Source organism: Agromyces terreus, assembly GCF_009749465.1.
In the GTDB taxonomy this organism is placed as follows: Bacteria; Actinomycetota; Actinomycetes; order Actinomycetales; family Microbacteriaceae; genus Agromyces; species Agromyces terreus.
Genome location: NZ_WBIS01000001.1, coordinates 542,063 through 557,991, shown reverse-complemented (window position 1 = coordinate 557,991; position 15,929 = coordinate 542,063). Strand labels below are relative to the sequence as shown.

14 protein-coding genes are annotated in these 15,929 nt (G+C 71.9%); 3 read left to right on the top strand and 11 right to left on the bottom strand.

The features are described from left to right. Positions 1-8: 8 nt before the first annotated feature. Positions 9-605, top strand: a complete 597-nt coding sequence (locus GQQ92_RS02505) for an RsmD family RNA methyltransferase (protein ID WP_156997639.1) — start codon at positions 9-11, stop codon at positions 603-605. Here GQQ92_RS02505 and thiL read toward each other — a convergent pair. Beyond that, complete coding sequence (gene thiL, locus GQQ92_RS02500) at positions 575-1,597, bottom strand: thiamine-phosphate kinase (RefSeq protein WP_197738041.1); 1,023 nt, start codon at positions 1,595-1,597, stop codon at positions 575-577. The genes GQQ92_RS02505 and thiL overlap by 31 nt on opposite strands. A 289-nt stretch (positions 1,598-1,886) precedes the next feature. On the opposite strand from thiL, the gene GQQ92_RS02495 reads away from it, so the two are divergent. Together GQQ92_RS02495 and GQQ92_RS02490 are read left to right on the top strand one after the other, a co-directional pair. Next, positions 1,887-3,515: a VWA domain-containing protein gene (locus GQQ92_RS02495; RefSeq protein WP_197738040.1), complete on the top strand. Its 1,629-nt coding sequence runs from the start codon at positions 1,887-1,889 to the stop codon at positions 3,513-3,515. A 24-nt stretch (positions 3,516-3,539) separates the two neighbouring features. Then, the gene (locus GQQ92_RS02490; protein ID WP_156997637.1) at positions 3,540-4,058 is read left to right on the top strand and encodes a DUF3515 domain-containing protein; all 519 of its coding nucleotides are present in this window, start codon (positions 3,540-3,542) and stop codon (positions 4,056-4,058) included. Between the two features lie 14 nt (positions 4,059-4,072). On the opposite strand, the gene GQQ92_RS02485 is transcribed toward GQQ92_RS02490, so the two are convergent. From GQQ92_RS02485 to GQQ92_RS02440, 10 genes are all read right to left on the bottom strand, one after another. Then, entirely contained in the window at positions 4,073-5,158 is a 1,086-nt protein-coding gene (locus GQQ92_RS02485) for a D-alanine--D-alanine ligase family protein (protein ID WP_156997636.1), read from the bottom strand. After that, complete coding sequence (locus GQQ92_RS02480; RefSeq protein ID WP_156997635.1) at positions 5,058-6,188, bottom strand: NAD(P)H-dependent glycerol-3-phosphate dehydrogenase; 1,131 nt, start codon at positions 6,186-6,188, stop codon at positions 5,058-5,060. The genes GQQ92_RS02485 and GQQ92_RS02480 overlap by 101 nt, the downstream gene beginning before the upstream one ends. Beyond that, positions 6,181-6,957 carry a lysophospholipid acyltransferase family protein gene (locus GQQ92_RS02475; RefSeq protein ID WP_232057442.1) on the bottom strand — a complete coding sequence of 259 codons (777 nt, stop codon included), beginning with the start codon at positions 6,955-6,957 and terminating at the stop codon, positions 6,181-6,183. Before GQQ92_RS02475 ends, GQQ92_RS02480 begins: the two co-directional genes overlap by 8 nt. Positions 6,958-6,964: 7 nt before the next feature. After that, a complete protein-coding gene (gene murA / locus GQQ92_RS02470; RefSeq protein WP_156997634.1) occupies positions 6,965-8,335 on the bottom strand; it encodes a UDP-N-acetylglucosamine 1-carboxyvinyltransferase in 1,371 nt (456 codons plus the stop codon). After that, the gene (gene leuD, locus GQQ92_RS02465) at positions 8,332-8,952 is read right to left on the bottom strand and encodes a 3-isopropylmalate dehydratase small subunit (RefSeq protein ID WP_156997633.1); all 621 of its coding nucleotides are present in this window, start codon (positions 8,950-8,952) and stop codon (positions 8,332-8,334) included. The genes murA and leuD overlap by 4 nt, the downstream gene beginning before the upstream one ends. Position 8,953: 1 nt before the next feature. Then, positions 8,954-10,429 carry a 3-isopropylmalate dehydratase large subunit gene (gene leuC / locus GQQ92_RS02460; RefSeq protein WP_156997632.1) on the bottom strand — a complete coding sequence of 492 codons (1,476 nt, stop codon included), beginning with the start codon at positions 10,427-10,429 and terminating at the stop codon, positions 8,954-8,956. Between the two features lie 116 nt (positions 10,430-10,545). Beyond that, positions 10,546-11,355 (bottom strand): FHA domain-containing protein, encoded by an 810-nt coding sequence (locus tag GQQ92_RS02455; RefSeq protein ID WP_156997631.1) that lies wholly within the window; start codon positions 11,353-11,355, stop codon positions 10,546-10,548. Between the two features lie 9 nt (positions 11,356-11,364). Beyond that, the gene (locus GQQ92_RS02450; protein ID WP_156997630.1) at positions 11,365-13,656 is read right to left on the bottom strand and encodes a transglutaminase domain-containing protein; all 2,292 of its coding nucleotides are present in this window, start codon (positions 13,654-13,656) and stop codon (positions 11,365-11,367) included. Next, positions 13,653-14,951 (bottom strand): DUF58 domain-containing protein, encoded by a 1,299-nt coding sequence (locus GQQ92_RS02445; protein ID WP_156997629.1) that lies wholly within the window; start codon positions 14,949-14,951, stop codon positions 13,653-13,655. The genes GQQ92_RS02450 and GQQ92_RS02445 overlap by 4 nt, the downstream gene beginning before the upstream one ends. Next, positions 14,948-15,916 (bottom strand): AAA family ATPase, encoded by a 969-nt coding sequence (locus tag GQQ92_RS02440; RefSeq protein WP_156997628.1) that lies wholly within the window; start codon positions 15,914-15,916, stop codon positions 14,948-14,950. Before GQQ92_RS02440 ends, GQQ92_RS02445 begins: the two co-directional genes overlap by 4 nt. Positions 15,917-15,929 lie beyond the last annotated feature (13 nt).

Below are 15,929 nucleotides of genomic sequence, written 5' to 3'. Positions count from 1 at the left end.
CGGGGAGCATGACGCGCATCATCGCCGGGGCCGCCGGCTCACTCGCCCTCGCCGTGCCGCGCTCCGGCACGCGTCCCACGAGCGACCGCGTCCGCGAGGCGATCTTCTCCGCCCTCGAGGCGCGCGACGCCGTCGACGGCGGCGTGGTGCTCGACCTCTACGCGGGCTCCGGGGCCCTCGGCCTCGAGGCCGCGAGCCGCGGCGCGGCCGAGGTCGTGCTCGTCGAGCGCGCGAAGCCCGCGGCCGACGTGTGCCGGCGCAACGCCGAGGCCGTCACGCGAGCCCTCGGCCGGGGCGCGGCGCGCATCCGGGTGGTCCCCCGTTCCGTGGCCTCCTACCTCGAGTCCGCGCCGTCCGGCGTCGATCTCGCGTTCGTGGACCCGCCGTACGACCTCGACGAGGGCGCGCTCGCGCGCGACCTGGCGCTGCTCGCTCCGCTCCTCCACGCCGACGCCCTCGTCGTCGTCGAACGCAGCGCCCGCTCCCCCGAGCCGACCTGGCCCGCGGGGCTCGCGGTCGAGCGTCGGCGGGACTACGGCGAGACGACGCTCTGGTGGGCCGGTGCGACGCCGGCTCAGCCGGATCTGCCGTCCCATCCCGCGTAGGGATCCCATCCGTCGGCCCCGACGTCGAGGCCGTCGAGCAGCACCTCGCCGTCGCCCGCGACCACGCGCCCGATGACCTCGAACGGGTCGGGCACCGCGGCGTCGTCGGGGAAGGTCGCGAGGAACCCGTGGTCCTCGCCGCCGGCGAGGGCGACGCGTACCGTCTCTGGGTCGCTGCCGAGCGCCGAGGACGAGAAATCGAGGGCGACCCCGCTGGACTCGGCCACGCGGCGGGCGTCGCGCGCGAGCCCGTCGGACACGTCGAGCATCGAGGTCGCGCCCGCGAGCGCGGCGACGACGCCCGCGGCCACCGGCGGCGAGGGCGCCAACTGGGCGCGGAGGAGGTCGGGATGCCGCGCCCTGAGCTCGGCGGCCAGGGTCGCGGACGGCTCGCCCGCGGCATCCGTCGCCTCGGCGAAGAGGAGCGCGAGACCCCTCGCCGCGTCGCCCCGCGCGCCGGCGTGCGCGATGACGTCGCCGATGCGGGCTCCGGAGCGCCGTACGGGCGCCCGGCCCTCGAGATCGCCGAAGGCGGTGACGGCGATCGTGAGCACGTCGGAGGCGGAGAGGTCGCCGCCGACGACGCCCGCGCCGGGTGCGAGCGCCCGGAGCGCCTCCCGCAGTCCGTCGGCGATGCCCTCGAGCAGCGACGCCGGCGCGGAGGGCGGCGCGGCGATCGCCACGACGAGCGCGGTGGGCCGCGCGCCCATGGCCGCCACATCGGTGAGGTTCGTCGCGGCCGCCTTCCAGCCGAGCTCGAACGGCGTCGACCAGGCGAGGCGGAAGTCGGGCCCGTGCACGAGGAGGTCGGTGGTGACCACGAATCGGCCGTCGGATGCCGCGACGAGGGCGGCGTCGTCGCCCGGCCCGAGCAGCGCCGAGGCGCCCGACTCGAGACGCGGCAGGATGCGTCGGAGCGCCGCGATCTCTCCGATGGCGCCGATCGTGGCGTCATCGTCTCGGGGCTCGCTCCGCGTCGGTGAATCTGGCACGCCGCAAGCCTAGGACAGGCCGCTCATCAGGCCTTCTCGGAGTGTCACCCGGGCGGGGGACGTGACGGGAATGTAACGAATACTTACGTATCGGTCGATCGTGACGTAAGGTGAAGTCGCCTCACCAGGCCGCGATACCCGAAACGCGGTGGCTCTCTGTTGCTCACCGTGCAGCAATGGAGCCCAAGTGAACCGACGAAGCGAACGAGCAGAACGCGCACGCGCACGCGCCCGCCGACACCGCCGGACGGCCGTGATCGTCGCCGCGGCAGCCGGGAGCCTCGCCCTCGTGGGCATCGCCGGAACGGCCTGGGCGGGCGGATCCCTGAGCGCCTGGCTCGCCGCGGCGCCCGCGTGCACCGAACCCGTCACGCTGAAGGTGGTCGCCGACACGGCCATCGCGCGACCGGTCAAGGCGATCGCGGCCGAGTACGACGCACGCGAGGACGCCTGCGCCCGCACCGAGGTCATCGCGCAGGACTCGGCCGACACCTCCGCGCTGCTCGCCTCGGGCAACGGCTCCGACATCGACGCGTGGATCCCCGACTCCCCCGTCTGGCTCGTGCGCACCGCGGCGAGCGCCCGCTCGCTCGGCCGAGACGTGCCCGACGTGGCCCTCGAGCGGTCGATCGCCTCGAGCCCGGTCGTGTTCGCGGCGCCGGTCAGCGGGGCCGACGCGCTCGCCGGCCGCGAGCTCGACTGGGCCGACGTGCTCACGGGCGAGCTGCCGACCCTCCTCGCCGACCCCGAGGCGTCCTCGGCCAGCCTGAACGGCCTGCAGGCCATGGAGCGCGCGACGCCCATCGGGCAGGCGCGCCAGTTCCGCAACGCGATGATCCGCCTGAGCGACGGCGCGCCGACCAGGGTCGACGCCGCGTTCGCGGCGCTCGCGGTCAGCCCTCCCGGCACCGTGGCGATCGCGAGCGAGCAGCAGGTCGCCATGCACAACCACGACGACGCGGCGACTCCCCTGCTCGCCCTCTACCCCGACGACGGCACCCTCGCCCTGCAGTTCCCGTTCCTGCGCATGCTCGACAAGTCCGAGCTCGCGAAGTACCAGTCCGCCGAGACCCAGCCGGAGGGTGCCGAACAGGAGCGCCTCGCCCAGCGCGCGGCCCAGCTGAACGCGCTGAAGATCGCGCTCTGGGACGACTCCGCCCGGTTCGCGTCCGAGGGCTTCCGCAACGGCACCGGCGGCGGCGAGCTCAAACAGGACGGCGTGCTCGCCGACGCGACCGAGGTCGGTTCGGCCGCGGCATCCGCCCAGGTCTCGATCCTCCGCAACTGGGGCGTGCTGAGCCTCCGATCCCGCATCCTCTCGGTCATCGACGTGTCGGGCTCGATGGAGGAGCCCACGGTCACCGGCCTCCGCCGCATCGACCTGCTCACCCAGGCCGCGACCGGCACCGTCTCGCAGCTCTCCGAGGCGGTCGACGTCGGCCTCTGGGCGTTCTCGACGACGCGGGTCGGAGATCAGGACTGGGAGCCGCTGTCCGCGATCGAACCGCTCGCCGACGACGCCCACCGCGAGGCGGTGCTCGACGCCATCGCGTCGTTGCCGGGCCGGCTCGGCGGGGCCACCGGGCTCTACGACTCGACCCTGGCCGCCGTCGAGGCGGTACGCGAGAACTACGACCCGGCCAACGTGAACTCGGTCCTGCTCCTCACCGACGGGCGCAACGAGGACGAGAACGGCATCAGCCGCGAGGCCCTCCTCGAGCAGCTCACCGCGATCGCCGAGAGCGACCGGCCCGTGCCCGTCGTGCTCGTCGGCATCGGACCCGACACCGACCTCGAATCGATGCGGCTGATCGCCGAGGCCACGGGCGGCGCCGCCTACTCCGCGCAGCGGCCCGAAGACCTGAAGACGGTGCTGACCGATGCCCTGTCGCAGCGTTCGTGCCGTCCGAACTGCTGAACGCGACGGGGTAACCTGAAGCGGATGTCTCAGCACCCCGCCGTTCGCCCGTCCGTGCGTCGCCCCCGGCACCGTCGACTCGCGGGAGGCATCCTCACCGTCGTCCTCGCTGCCGCGGCCCTCACCGCCTGCAGCCCCATCGTGAACCTCGAGGCCGCCCCCGCGGCGAGCGATCCCGCGTGCGCCGACCTCGTCGTGCTGCTGCCCGACACCGTCGCCGAGCAGCCGGCCCGTGAGACCGACGCGCAGGGCACGGGCGCCTGGGGCGACCCCGCATCGGTGCTGCTGCGCTGCGGTGTGCCGACGCCCGGTCCGACGACCGATCGCTGCGTCAGCGTCGACGGCATCGACTGGCTCGTCGACGAGACGCAGCAGCCGAACTACGCGTTCACGACCTACGGCCGCACCCCCGCCGTCGAGGTGATCGTCGACAACGACGTCGTCTCGGGCACGACGGCGCTCACCGACCTCTCCCGCGCCGTCAGCGCCATTCCGGCCGAGGGCGGGTGCACCTCGGTCGAGGACGCGACGCCGACCGACTGAGCCGGCCGATCGCCTCAGCGGGCGCCGCGGGCGTGGCCGACGTCGATGAGCTCGCCGATCAGCTCGGGGTAGCTGAGGCCGGTGTTGAGCCAGCAGGTGGGGAACATCGAGATGGGCGTGAAGCCGGGCATCGTGTTGATCTCGTTGACGACGAATCCCTCGTCGCCGAGGAACACGTCGACCCGGGCCAGTCCCTCGGCGCCGATCGCCTCGAACGCGCGGCGGGCGATGCGCTCGAGCTCGAAGCCCTCGCCGTCGCCGAGCTCGGCCGGGCACACCAGGTCGACGCCCGGCGCATCGAGGTACTTCGCCTCGAAGTCGTAGAAGTCCCGCCCCGAGACGACGACCTCGCCCGCGACGCTGACGCGGACGCCGTCGCGACCCTCGAGCACCGCGACCTCGATCTCGCGGCCGGGGATCGCCTGCTCCACGAGGACGGTGCGGTCCTCGTCGAAGGCCACGTCGAGCGCGGCGTCGAGCTCGGACCAGTCGGTCACCTTCGTGACGCCGACCGAGGAGCCCGCCCGCGCCGGCTTGACGAACACCGGCAGCCCGAGCCCGCGGACCCGCCGCTGCCAGAGCTCGGCGTCGGCGTCGAGCGCGGCACGCGTCAGCGTCACCCACGGCGCCACCGGGATGCCGGCGGCCTCGAGGGCCGTCTTCGTGAAGTGCTTGTCCATGCCGACGGCCGACGCGAGCACGCCGTTGCCGACGTAGGGCAGCCCCACGAGCTCGAGGAGGCCCTGCACGGTGCCGTCCTCGCCGAACCGACCGTGCAGGATCGGGAACACGACGTCGACCTCGCCGAGCGAGCGTTCGCCGTCGGGGTCGGACACCCGCAGCTCTCGCGAGCCGGAGCCCTCGGGCCAGCGCACCCGGGACCCGTTGTCGACGACCTCGGGGAGGCGGTCGGGATCGAGGGCGAAGCGACCCGGGTCGTCGCTCTCGAGCACGAAGGCGCCGTCGCGGGTGATGCCGACCGGGATCACCTCGAAGCGGTCACGATCGATCGCTCCCAGGACTCCGCCCGCCGTTGCGCAGCTGATCGAGTGTTCGCTTGAACGCCCGCCGAAGAGCAGAACCACCCTGAGCTTGTCCATCCAAAGTCCTTTCGCCCTGCGGCTCGTCATCGGTCGTGAGGTGGGGCGCGATGTCCCTCGGCTCGAGCGTTCCGGCGAGCACCTGGCGTACCTGCTCGACGATCGGCATGTCAACGCCCTTCGCGCGGGCGAGCTCGAGGATCGGCCCGACCGAGGCGAGTCCCTCGGTGGTCTGGTTCATCTGGTTCACCACGTCGGCGAGATGGTAGCCCTGGCCGAGCAGACGCCCGGCGGTGTTGTTGCGCGAGAGCGGCGACTGGCTCGTCGCGATGAGGTCGCCGAGCCCGGCGAGGCCGGACAGCGTCTCGGGCTGTGCGCCGTAGGCGACGGCGAAGTCGGTCATCTCGACGAGCCCGCGCGTGATGATCGACGCCTTCGTGTTCTCGCCGTAGCCGACGCCGTCGACGATGCCGATCGCGACGGCGATGAGGTTCTTCAGCACGCCGCCGAACTCGGTGCCGATCACGTCGGTGTTCACGAAGGACCGGAAGTAGCGGTTGCGGGAGATGGATGCGACGGCCTGGGCCGTCTCGAGGCTCGTCGAGGAGACCACGGCGGCCGTCGGCTGCTCCTTCGCGATCTCGAGCGCGAGGTTCGGCCCCGAGATGACCGCGATCTGGCCCGGGTCGATGGGAAGCACGTCGGCGATGACCTCGCTCATGCGCAGGCCCGAGGACTTCTCGACGCCCTTCATGAGCGAGACGATCGTGGCCTGCGCGTGCAGGTGCGGCTCGGCCGCGATGAGGTTGTCGCGCAGCGACTGACTGGGCACCGACATGAAGACGTGCTCGGCCCCGGCGAGGGCGAGGTCGAGTCGGCTCGTCGCCCGGAGGCCGAGCGGCAGGTTGACGCCGGAGAGGTAGTCGCTGTTGCGCTTGCCCTCCTGGATCTCTTTCGCCAGCTCGGGGCGGCGTGCCCACAGCACGACGTCGGCGCCGCCGTCGGCGAGGATCTTCGCGAAGGTGGTGCCCCAGCTGCCGGCGCCGAGCACGGCGACCCGGGTGCCGTGCACGGTCTTGGCCCTAGCCATCGAGGCGCCCCGTCTCCTTCTGCCCGTGCTTGGCCGGGTCCCAGCGTTCGGCGGGCGGCTGCTCGCCGCGGAGCTCGCCGAGGAGCGCCGCGATGGCGTCCATGAGCTCGCCGGTGGCCTCCAGCAGCAGCGTCTGCGTGAGCGGCCGGCCGCGGTACGCCGAGAGGTCGAGCGGTTCGCCGACGATGACGTCGATGGTCTTGCGCGGGTACGGCCGCAGCTTCTTGCCGTACCGGCCCATGAGCTCCTGCGTGCCCCAGTGGGCGGCGGGCACGATCGGGATGTCGCGCTCGAGCGCGATGCGCACGGCGCCCGTCTTGCCGCGCATGGGCCACAGGTCGGGATCGCGCGTCAGCGACCCCTCGGGGTAGACGATGACCACGCGGCCGTTCTCGACGAGCTCTTCGGCCGCTCGCAGCGCCGCGTGGCTCTTGCTGCCGGCGCGCTCGACCGGGATCTGGCCCGAGGTGCGCAGCAGCCACCCGAGCACCGGGTTCTTGAACAGCGACGCCTTCGCCATGAAGCGCGGAGCCCGACCGAGATGCCACGTCGCCGCGCCCATCACCACCGGATCGATCTCGCTGTAGTGGTTGGGCGCGAGCACGAACGCGCCCGTCTGCGGCATCCGCTCGCGATGATGGAATCGGTACTTGACCATCGTGCTCAGCAGCGGGAGCACCAGGAACGCGAGAACCCAGAAGAACGACGGCCGGCGGGTCTCCGAACGGGCCTTCACAGGAGGTTCGGGAGCCGCGGCGTCGTCGTGCACTCCCCCATTATGCGTCGAGTTCGAAGTCCGCCCCGAGGAGCTCGAGCTTCGTGATGAAGTTCTCGTACCCTCGGGCGATGATGCCGACGTTCGAGACCGTCGACCGGCCGTCTGCGGTCAGGGCGGCGATGAGGTGGCTGAACCCGCCTCGGAGGTCGGGCACCTCGATGTCGGCGCCCGTCAGCACGGACGGACCGGAGATCACGGCGGAGTGCTTGAAGTTGCGCTGGCCGAACCGGCACGCCGCGGAACCGAGGCACTCCTTGTGCACCTCGATCGAGGCGCCCATCTCGACGAGCGCGTCGACGAAGCCGAACCGCTGCTCGTACACGGTCTCGTGCACGATCGAGACGCCCTTGGCCTTGCTCAGGGCGACCACGAGCGGCTGCTGCCAGTCGGTCATGAACCCGGGGTGCACATCGGTCTCGATGATCACGGGCTTGAGGTCGCCGCCGGGGTGGAAGAAGCGGATGCCGTCTTCGGCGATGTCGAAGTCGCCGCCGACCTTGCGGAACACGTTGAGGAACGTCAGCATCTCGGCCTGGCGGGCGCCGCCGACGAAGATGTCGCCCTCGGTCGCGAGCGCCGCAGCGGCCCAGCTCGCGGCCTCGTTGCGGTCGAAGAGGGCGCGGTGCGTGTAGCCCTCGAGCCTGTCGACGCCCTCGATGCGGATGACCCGGTCGGTGTCGACCGTGATGATGGCGCCCATCTTCTGGAGGATGTTGACGAGGTCCATGATCTCGGGCTCGATCGCCGCGCCCGAGAGCTCGGTGATGCCGTCGGCGAGCACCGCGGTGAGCAGCACCTGCTCGGTGGCGCCGACGCTCGGGTAGGGCAGTTCGACCTTCGCCCCGTGCAGGCCGCCGGGAGCCGACATGCGGATGCCGCTCGGGAGCTTCTCGACGATGGCGCCGAAGTTGCGCAGGACCTCGAGGTGGTAGTCGATCGGGCGGTCGCCGATGCGGCATCCGCCGAGGTCGGGGATGAACGCCTCGCCGAGCCGGTGCAGCAGCGGGCCGCAGAACAGGATCGGGATGCGGCTCGAGCCGGCGTGCGCGTCGATGTCGGCCATGTGCGCCGTCTCGACCGCGGACGGGTCGAGGATGAGCTCGCCCTCGACCGGGCCGTCGGTCACGGTGACGCCGTGCACCTCGAGGAGCCCGCGCACGATGCGCACGTCGCTGATGTTCGGCACGTCCTTCAGCACGCTGGGCGTGTCGCCGAGGATCGCCGCGACCATCGCCTTGGTGACCAGGTTCTTCGCGCCCTTGAGCTCGATGCGGCCCACCAGCGGCTTGCCGCCGTTGATCGTGATGCGGTCGACGTTCAGCCCTACCGCCGACGCGTGGTTCTTGGCATCCTGCCCGAGTGTGTTCACAGAGTTCCTGATTCCGCCGGCTCCCTGATGGGGAGCGTCTTCGGCCGCCAAGCCTCTCGGTGCGTCTCGAACTCGGCGATGGCCGGTTCGTCGCGCAGGGTGAGACCGATGTCGTCGAGCCCTTCGAGAAGCCTCCAACGAGTGTAGTCGTCGACGTCGAAGGGCACGGTCAGCGAACCGACGCTGACCGTACGCTCAACCAGATCGACCGTCACCGCTATTCCCGGCTCGGCCTCGACGACCTCCCAGAGCCGCTCGACGTCTTCGTACGCGACCTGCGCCGCGAGCAACCCCTGCTTGCCGGAATTGCCTCGGAAGATGTCGCCGAAACGCGAGCTGATGACCACGTCGAAGCCGTAGTCGCGAAGCGCCCAGACGGCGTGCTCGCGGCTCGACCCGGTGCCGAAGTCGGGTCCCGCGATGAGCACGCGCGCGCCCTGATAGGCCTCCTGGTTCAGGATGAAGTCGGGATCCTGGCGCCACGCGAAGAACAGCGCGTCGTCGAACCCGGTCTTCGTGACCCGCTTGAGGAACACGGCGGGGATGATCTGGTCGGTGTCGACGTTCGAGCGGCGCATCGGCACCGCGACGCCCGAGACGGTCGTGAACTTCTCCATGTCAGCGCCCTTCGCTCTCGCCGGTCGAGTGGGCCGCCGGGCCCGTGTCGAGACCCAGATCCCACGGACTCGAGAGCGTGCCGCGGATCGCGGTGGCCGCCGCCACGAGCGGCGAGACCAGGTGGGTGCGTCCGCCCTTGCCCTGCCGGCCCTCGAAGTTGCGGTTCGACGTGGAGGCGCACCGCTCGCCCGGGGCGAGCTGGTCGGGGTTCATGCCGAGGCACATCGAGCAGCCGGCGAATCGCCACTCGGCGCCGAACGACTCGAACACCTTGTCGAGCCCCTCGGCCTCGGCCTCGAGGCGCACCCGGGCGGAGCCCGGCACGACCATGACGCGCACGCCGTCGGCCTTCTGCTTGCCCTCGATGATCGACGCGAACGCCCGGAGGTCTTCGATGCGGCTGTTCGTGCACGAGCCCATGAACACGGCGTCGACCCGGATGTCCTTCAGCGGCGTGCCCGGCTCGAGGTCCATGTACTCGAGCGCGCGCTCGGCCGCGGCACGCTCGTGCTGGTCGTCGATGCTCGCGGGGTCGGGCACGGTCTCGGAGAGCGAGACGCCCTGGCCCGGGTTCGTGCCCCACGTGACGAACGGCTCGAGCGCATCGGCGTCGATGAACACCTCGGCGTCGAACTCGGCGCCCTCGTCGGTCGCGAGCGTCTTCCAGTACTCGACCGCGTCGAGCCAGTCCTGACCCTGCGGCGCGTGCGCGCGTCCCTCGAGGTAGTCGAAGGTCGTCTGGTCGGGCGCGACCATGCCCGCACGGGCGCCGGCCTCGATCGACATGTTGCAGATCGTCATGCGGCCGTCCATCGAGAGGGCGCGGATGGCGCTGCCGCGGTACTCGAGCACGTAGCCCTGGCCGCCGCCGGTGCCGATCTTCGCGATCACGGCGAGGATGATGTCCTTCGCGGTCACCCCCGGGCGCAAGGTGCCCTCGACGTTGATCGCCATGGTCTTGAACGCCTTGAGCGGCAGCGTCTGCGTGGCCATGACGTGCTCGACCTCGCTCGTGCCGATGCCGAACGCCATGGCCCCGAAGGCGCCGTGCGTGGAGGTGTGCGAGTCGCCGCAGACAACGGTGATGCCGGGCTGCGTCAGGCCGAGCTGCGGCCCGACGACGTGCACGATGCCCTGCTCCTTGTCGCCGAGGGAGTGCAGGCGGATGCCGAACTCGGCCGCGTTGCGGCGCAGGGTCTCGATCTGCGTGCGGCTCGTGAGGTCGGCGATCGGCTTGTCGATCGCGAGCGTCGGGGTGTTGTGGTCTTCGGTGGCGATCGTCAGGTCCGGCCGACGCACCGGCCGACCGGCCATGCGGAGGCCGTCGAAGGCCTGCGGGCTCGTCACCTCGTGCACGAGGTGGAGGTCGATGTAGATGAGGTCGGGCGTGCCGTCCTCACCCTTCTTGACCAGGTGGTCGCTCCAGACCTTCTCGGCCAGAGTGCGCGGGCGTGCAGTACTTGCGGGGTTGTTCATGCGTTCGCTTCCTCGGAATGATGGCAGCCGGCGACGGACTCCGCGGCGGGATCGGCCTAGAACGAGGCCCCGCCGCGGCAGCGAAGGAGAAGACGGGCTGCGCGCACCATGACAGGCTACACCGTCAACCCGGCAGACCTGCGCAGCGTCAGGGCCAGGTCGCCGAGGCGGAGCACCGACCCCGGCTCGACCGCGGCCGGGGCCCCGGCGTCGAGGACCGTGACCTCGCCGCCGCCGGCCTGGACGGCGACGCCGTTGGTCGAGTGCAGGTCGGTGACGATCACGCGCCCCTCGCGGATCTCGATGAGCGCGTGCGTCTTGGAGACGGTTCGGGTGGGGTCGACGACGGCGACGGCACGGGCATCGGCGTTCGTGCCGGCGGCGACCGGGTTGCGACCCAGGACGCACCGATCCGACAGTTCGATCTCGACGCCGTCGGGGGTCTCGAGGCGGAACCGGGCTGCCGAGGGCCTCGGCGCGGTCGCGGTCGGCAGGAACGCCGGCGGCATCGTCAGCTCGGCCGGCGGGGCCGCGGGTGCCGGCGCGGCCTGCATGGAGGGCGGGGACGGCACGGCCGACGGCGTCGGCAGGGCTGGAGGCGCGGGCGCGGCCGAAGGCGCGGGCGCGGGCGCGGCCGGGAGCGGAGCCGCGTTCGGCTGGGCGACGAGCGCGGACGGCGGAGCCGAGGGCAACGGGGTGTAGCCGGGGAGGGGCCGCACGGGCACAGCCCTCACCGTGCGATCGGTCGCGCCGGGAACGCTGCCCGTGTGCGGCTGAAGCGGTTCGACCGGGCGACCGCCGCCGTCGTCGACGTGGTGCACGCCGTCGGCGCCCTCGGCAGCACGGTCTTCCGGCTTCTGCGCGCGGGGCTCGGGCGCGTCGGGGATCAACCCCGGCGGGGGGACGATGAACTCCGGTGCGACCACGAGGGCATTCTACCGACGACGACGGATGCGGTAGCGGGCGACGAAGCGCCGTGTTCGGCCGACGGCCGCCGAGACGGCGGCGGCGGCGGCATCCGCTTCGTTCCATCGCGTGACCACCGTCTCGGACGCGACCTGCTCGCCGTCGAAGACGTCGCGGTCGACGCTCGCGGCGAGCGCCGTGAGCGCGAGCGCGCCGGAGTCGCCGTCGGGCGCGACGCCCTGATCGGCCGCCTGGCGTTCGAGGGCGTACGCCGTCTGCAGACGCGACGAGCGCTGCGGCGGCTCGAAGCCGAGTTCGGCGTAGCGATCGATGAGCTCGTCCCACGCGGCGGCGGCGGCGACCTCGTTCGCCTCGGCGCGGCGTCGGCGGCGCCGGCGCGCCTTCACGAGGGCGACGACGAGCATCGGCAGGAAGACGATGGCGAGCGGGATGGCGATCGAGGCGGTGGCCACCCACACCCAGCCCGGGATGCGGAACTCGCGGTCCTTGTCCTCGTCGTCGGTGTCGTCGATCTCGACGGTGGAGAGCAGGTCGTCCTCGACCGCCTCGGCGCGCGGGGGCTGGCGCACCTGCGGCTGCGGCTCGGACTTCGGCTTCGGCGTCTGCTCCTGCGGCGCGTCGATCTCCTCGGGCGTGGGATGGAACGAGACCCAGCCGACGCCCTCGAACGGCACCTCGACCCACGCGGTGACGTCTTCGCCGAGCACCTCGACCGTGGCGTCGTCCTCGCCGATCTCGGGGGCGAATCCCATGACGACGCGCGCCGGGTATCCGAGCTGGCGCGCCATGAGCGCCATCGCCGCGGCGTACTGCTCCTCGTCGCCGACCATCGAGGTCCGTGTGAAGAGCTCGATGAGCCGGTCGGCGCCGTGCCCGGCTCGCGAGGCGACCGAGTCCGACGCGAGCCCGTGGCTGAGGAATCCGTTGGTCTTGAGTCCGCGTTCGATGTTGCGGAGCTGCTCGATCGGCGTGGTGGCCTCCCCCGCGTACTCCTCCCCCTTCGCCGCGACGACGTCGGGCACGTTCTCGACCGCGGGCAGCTCGACGGTCGCGACGGGCACATCGGCGAGCGCGTCGTCGCTCGGCTCGGTCTGGAGCGCTGCGTCGAGGCGGTACCGCGCGCCTTCGCCGAGGCCGCTCGTGAGGACTGCCGTGCCCGCGGCGGCGTTGTACCGCAGGTCGCCGGTGCGTGCGGCCGTCTCGTCGTCCTCCAGCTCCAGCTGCGATCCGTAGCCGACCGTCGGGAGCCAGACGTCGTCGTAGCCCGAGACGTCGATCTCGACGGAGCGGGTGCGGCCGAGGGTCGCGAGCGAGGGCTGCGGCAGCGTCGGGCCGGTGATCGCGTACCCGCCGTCGGCATCGGCGTCGCCGGGGCCCGCGACGTTCCACAGTCGGCCGGTGTAGGAGTTCATCGACGCGAGTCGGATCGTGTCGCCCGGCTCGAGGCCCGTGACGGTGAAGAGGGGCTCCTCGGCGAGGTCCTTCGTGTAGTTGCGGAATCCGGCAAGGGGGCTCGAGAACTCGAGCGGGTCGAACGGCGGCACGATCTCGTCACGCAGCACGAACCGGTCGGGTGCGACGGGTGCGACGGCGAGGCCGGCGAGGGCGCCGATCGCGACGGCGCCGACGACGACGACGGCCGAGCCCCGCAGCTTCTGCGCCCGGAGCTTCTTGGCGCCGGCCTCGTCGGTCTCGACGTCGGCGCCACGGCGCCAGGCGAGCCAGACGAGCGCGATGACGGCGAACGCGACGCCGCGGACGCCCGCGAAGAACGCCTCGTCGGTGCCGAGGAGGATGCCCGAGATGAACAGCAGCAGCGGACCGACGAGGATGACGGCGCTGCGCAGCACGGTGCGTCGTCGCGGAAGCCAGCGCAGGACGAGCATCGATCCGACGAGAGAGACCGCCCAGGCCGCGAAGTACGGCACGACGGCGATGTAGTACGGCGCCTCGACGGGCGTGCCGATCGTGAGGATGTCGGCCCAGCCGTACACGGCGCCGAGGGCGAGCCCGGCGAGCGAGGTGAGGCTCGGCAGCACGAGGAACAGCGCCGAGTCGGGCATCGTGAAGGGCGTGCCGAGCACGAAGTAGGCGGCGAGCCCGAGCAGCACGGTCGTGAGCACGCCGAGGCGCAGCAGGGTGCCGACGACCGCGGCGAGCGTGCCGATGACGAGCCCCGCTGCGGCGGCGAGGAGGAAGTCGAGGTCGCCGAAGCTCGTCTCGTAGCCCGCGATGGCGAGCACCGAGAGCACGGCGAGCACGATGAGGTCGGTCGTGGCCGATCTGGGGATGCGCGTCATGGTCGGACCCTCCCGACGAGGCCGGCGAGGTCGGCCAGGGAGCCGACCGTGATGACGATCGTGCCGGCCACCTTCGCGATCCGCGACGCGGCGCCCGCCTCGACCCGGAACGCGAGCGTCTGCGTGTCAGGCCCGAAGACCGTCTCGGCGGACCGGAACTCCGCCAGGGGCACGAGAGAACCCGCGACGAGGATCGCGACGCTCGGGGGCGACAGGCGCTTCGTGCGCTCGCGCACGAACGTGCGAAGGGTGTCGTGGGCGCCGGATGCCGCGTCGATGCGGCTGGTGTCGTCGAGCAGCGCCGTCGGCGTGGCGGTGCGGAGGGTGAGCTGCTCGGTCAGGATGTCGACCCGCGTCGCGTCGCGGATCACCTGCACGCCGAGCGAGGCGAGCACCGACACGCCGAGCTCGAACTCGTCGTCGGAGGCGTAGTGGGCGCGCTCGGTGCACTGCAGGAGCGCGAGCTGCGAACGCCTCGTCTCCTCGAACTGGCGCACCATGAGCGTTCCCGTGCGCGCGGAGGTGCGCCAGTGCACGTTCCGCAGCGGGTCGCCGGGCTGGTACGCCCTGAGCGCGTGGAAGGAGATGTCGTTGTCGGTGATCGTCTTCGTGATCTCGCCCTCGAGGTCGCGCACGAGTCCCGCGGCCGACGGCTTGAGCCGCGCAGTCACGGGGTGCACGAACAGCTCGACCGGCTCGCTCCATCGCACGATGCGCCGGAGGAGGCCGAGCTGGTCGCCGCGGACGGAGATCGCCGGGCCCGCGACGATCACGGCGCGGCGGGATGTCGGAACGGCGAAGAGCTCCTCGTGCTCCGCGCCTGCGGGCAGGCCGGGCACGACGAACTCGGCGAGGCCGGCGCCCACGGGCAGTTCCATGCGCGACGGGATCGACGGCTTCTGGCCGGCATTCGTCACCGCGAGGCGGCCGAACGCGCGTTCGCCGGCGACGACGCGGGTGGGCTGGAGCGCGACCTGCACGCGGTACTGCATGCGGCCGAAGGTGAACGGTACGCTCACGAGCAGCGCCGCGAGCAGCGTCGCGCCGAGGAACACGAGCTCGATCCAGCCGAGCAGCGCCGCCCCGATGAACGCGATGAGCGAGGCGAGCAGCACGAACCAGCCGGTGAGCGACACGATGCCCGTGACGGGCGAGGCCCATTCCCGCACCCGACGTCCGGCGCCGGCGATCGCGGTCGAGGCGGAGACGGCGGATGCCGCGAGCGAACGCCCGACCGACCGTGCGGCGATGCGCGCCTGCGACGGGGGTCGGGGCGCGCGCGGCTCCGCGCTCATGCGGCGCGGTACGCGGGCGGAGCGACGTCGACGAGCACGGAGGAGACGATGTCCTCCGCCTTGGCACCGGCGAACTCGGCCTCGGGATCGACGATGATGCGGTGCGCGAGCACCGGCACGGCGAGCTCGCGCACGTCGTCGGGCGTCACGTACGTGCGGCCGTGGCCGATCGCCCAGGTCTTCGTCGCGCGGGCCAGGGCGAGCGCCCCGCGCATGCTGACGCCGAGGGCGGAGTCCTTGTGCTCGCGCGTGCCGGTGACGATCTCGTTGAGGTAGCCGAGCACGGCCGCGTCGACGTACACGTCGGACGCGAGTTGCGCCATGGTCGTCACCGAGCTCGACGCGATGATCGGCGAGACCTTCGACGCGCGTGCGCGGTTGGCGGAGTCGAGCAGCAGCGTCACCGCGGTGTCGTGGTCGGGGTAGCCGAGCGAGGTCTTGATGAGGAACCGGTCGAGCTGCGCCTCGGGCAGCGAGTAGGTGCCCGCCTGCTCGACCGGGTTCTGCGTCGCGATGACCATGAACGGGCTGCCGACCTCGTAGCCGACGCCGTCGACCGTGACGCGGCCCTCCTCCATGACCTCGAGCAGCGCCGACTGCGTCTTGGGGCTCGCGCGGTTGATCTCGTCGGCGAGCACGATGGAGGCGAAGATCGGGCCGCGGTGGAACTCGAAGTGCCCCTTGCCCTGGTCGAAGATCGTCACGCCTGTGACGTCGGAGGGCAGCAGGTCGGGCGTGAACTGGATGCGCGAGTGGGTGCCGTCGAGCGTGTTGGCGAGCGCCTTCGCGAGCACGGTCTTGCCGGTGCCGGGGAAGTCCTCGAGCAGCACGTGGCCGTCGGAGAGCAGTGCGGTCACCACCAGTTCGATCGTCGGCCGCTTGCCGAGGATCGCCTGATCGATGTTGTCGACCAGCTTCGAGAAGGCGTCCTGGAACCAGGTGGCCTGCTCCTGCGTTACTGCCATTGCTTCTTCCTCA